The 1,994-nt window shown below is 52.0% G+C and carries 4 protein-coding genes; all 4 read left to right on the forward strand.

The annotated features are described in order from the left end of the window. The first annotated feature begins 124 nt into the window (after positions 1 to 124). The 4 genes from HMPREF3140_RS01515 to HMPREF3140_RS01530 all read left to right on the forward strand — a co-directional run bounded on the left by HMPREF3140_RS01515 (position 125) and on the right by HMPREF3140_RS01530 (position 1,808). Positions 125 to 430, forward strand: a complete 306-nt coding sequence (locus tag HMPREF3140_RS01515) for a hypothetical protein (protein WP_135722632.1) — start codon at positions 125 to 127, stop codon at positions 428 to 430. Between the two features lie 18 nt (positions 431 to 448). Beyond that, on the forward strand, positions 449 to 1,042 hold the full coding sequence (locus HMPREF3140_RS01520) for a hypothetical protein (RefSeq protein WP_016946744.1): 594 nt from the start codon (positions 449 to 451) through the stop codon (positions 1,040 to 1,042). After that, positions 1,032 to 1,241 carry a hypothetical protein gene (locus HMPREF3140_RS01525; RefSeq protein ID WP_016946743.1) on the forward strand — a complete coding sequence of 70 codons (210 nt, stop codon included), beginning with the start codon at positions 1,032 to 1,034 and terminating at the stop codon, positions 1,239 to 1,241. Before HMPREF3140_RS01520 ends, HMPREF3140_RS01525 begins: the two co-directional genes overlap by 11 nt. Positions 1,242 to 1,334: 93 nt before the next feature. After that, positions 1,335 to 1,808 (forward strand): hypothetical protein, encoded by a 474-nt coding sequence (locus tag HMPREF3140_RS01530; RefSeq protein ID WP_016946742.1) that lies wholly within the window; start codon positions 1,335 to 1,337, stop codon positions 1,806 to 1,808. Positions 1,809 to 1,994: the final 186 nt, after the last annotated feature.

A 1,994-nucleotide genomic window follows, 5' to 3' on the forward strand; every position in this document is an offset into this window, starting at 1 on the left:
AAAACACTATCAGTAAATTGGAGTCATTACCCGATCCTTCAATGATTGGCCTTTTCGCTGATCGTAATATGAGCTTGGATGTTTAGCCGGGAAGATCGGGCAGAGCACCGACTTGGATTCGCAGGTGGATTTTTACATTGAGCAGATCAACAAGGTGCGCGACCGCCCGGAGAAGCTAAAGCCGTACCTGAAAGACGTGTTCAACCGAAGCGGCGGGCTGGCTATTGATATCAAGCACCTGAAGTTTTCGGTGTATCGCAGCCCGGACAGCAATACTCTGTTGCCGCAGCTGGATGATATCGCGGCGCTGTTTGGCGACAAGGTGGCTTATCCGCGTGCGATTGTTGACCAGACCCACGGTAAGGTGAAGGCGGCGTTTGATACGCTGTTAGCATCCGGCGGGGCGGTCGATGAGGAGTCCCGCGCGTAGGCGGAAGGTCTGGGTATCATGGATGGACTGACAGAGAAAGCCGCGTCCGATAACAGCGATACGGGGCGAAATGGCTACAGCATTAAGGACGTTGCCGCGCGAGCCTATGCGATGACCGGGGGCAGTATTTCCACGCTTTCCAGCATTGAGCACAAGGACAAGGTGAGGGCGTATGCCAGCAAGAGCCAAAAAGCTATCGTGATAGAGGGCAATACGGATCAGGAGCATGTGCTGTGGCATGAGATAGGGCATCACATTGAGTATTCAAATCCGCACCTGCTGGAGCGTGCTAAAGGCTTCCTGAAGATGAAGGCGGGTGGGCGTCTGACCTACTTTAACTCAGGGGGGAGAGGGAAGGCGGAATACATTGTCAGAGCAGGCATGAGTAGTAATTACATGTCGAAAATCTACATGGAAGGGCGGGTGAGCGCAGCCAGTGGACGGGTGTTGTCTAAAGCGCCGTCGCTCAATAACTGCCGCAGTACAGAAGTGTTCTCTATGGCAATGCAGCTGTATGCCGATCCTGATGCGGCGGCAAAATCCGTGCTGAATGATGATGGTCTGCTTGAGTTTTTCCTCGGATGTATGAAGGAGCTGAAAGATGCAAATTAACGTAATCGCGCCCGGTGCGCGGGCGGGCGTAGTGGAATGTCTGGACGATGGCAGCCTGAACGTTGTCGAGGGCGATTTTTCGCGGGAGGAAATGGCAGAAGATTTGCGCTATGTTAAGCCAAACTCAGCGACCGGCGACGTTAACACACTGCTGGCGGAGGCTGTTTTTGTGCTTCGAAGTCTGGAACATGTGGGCTGACTGGTGGCGTGGCCGGAAGTCGAAGGGGCGGATGATGATCCGGATGAAGATCCGGGCGTCGAGATGGATGTAAATTAAAAGGGCGGGGGGTTGATGAATATTAAGTACGCTTTACTGGCTGCATTGTTTTTATCCGCAGGTGCTTTTGCTTCGTCAGAAGCGGAGTTAAGACAATGTATAAACAAGGCTCAGAGCAATGCTGATATGCCTAACGCGGTGAGGGATTGCTTTCTGACGTACATGAACTACTCAACCACCAGCGTTCCCATTGCCGATGGAATTGTCCTGAAGAATTTCAGCCATAACAACGGTTATATTGTCTACAATTTCCAGCTTTCGAACCTGGTCTTCACTCCTGGCTCGCCCCCGTCAGAGAAAGCAGTGAAGGCGTTAAAGGGGTGGATTGATTCTGAGGACGTCTCCAGGTCTCAAAAGATAGGGTATTGTGAAAAATTAGGGCAGGCCAGAGATCTCTTTGAGGACGGGGCGATTGTCCGTTATTACGACAAAAACGGGTTGTTCATTACCCAAAAAGTCATTCCGGCCAGCGAGTGCGGCCAGTCTTGAAAACGAAGCCCGCGCTCTGCGGGCTTTTTTCTATCTTTTGCTCAAGCGATAAAGTGGGTGCTCGCCTGCCAGCAATAACAGGTACTCAAATTCGCCATCCATGAGCCTGCGAGCCGTTTCCGGGTTGGTGTCTTCTTTAAATGGGGTCGTCTCAGAAAACGGAATCTATGGTCACTCCCGTTTTTG

The organism is Klebsiella sp. HMSC16A12 (assembly GCF_001808265.1).
Lineage (GTDB): Bacteria > Pseudomonadota > Gammaproteobacteria > Enterobacterales > Enterobacteriaceae > Klebsiella > Klebsiella pneumoniae.

Bases quoted from the DNA above. Each gene is read 5' to 3' on its own strand.
- HMPREF3140_RS01520 (WP_016946744.1), top strand. From the start codon at position 449: ATGGATGGACTGACAGAGAAAGCCGCGTCCGATAACAGCGATACGGGG.
- HMPREF3140_RS01525 (WP_016946743.1), top strand. From the start codon at position 1,032: ATGCAAATTAACGTAATCGCGCCCGGTGCGCGGGCGGGCGTAGTGGAA.
- HMPREF3140_RS01530 (WP_016946742.1), top strand. From the start codon at position 1,335: ATGAATATTAAGTACGCTTTACTGGCTGCATTGTTTTTATCCGCAGGT.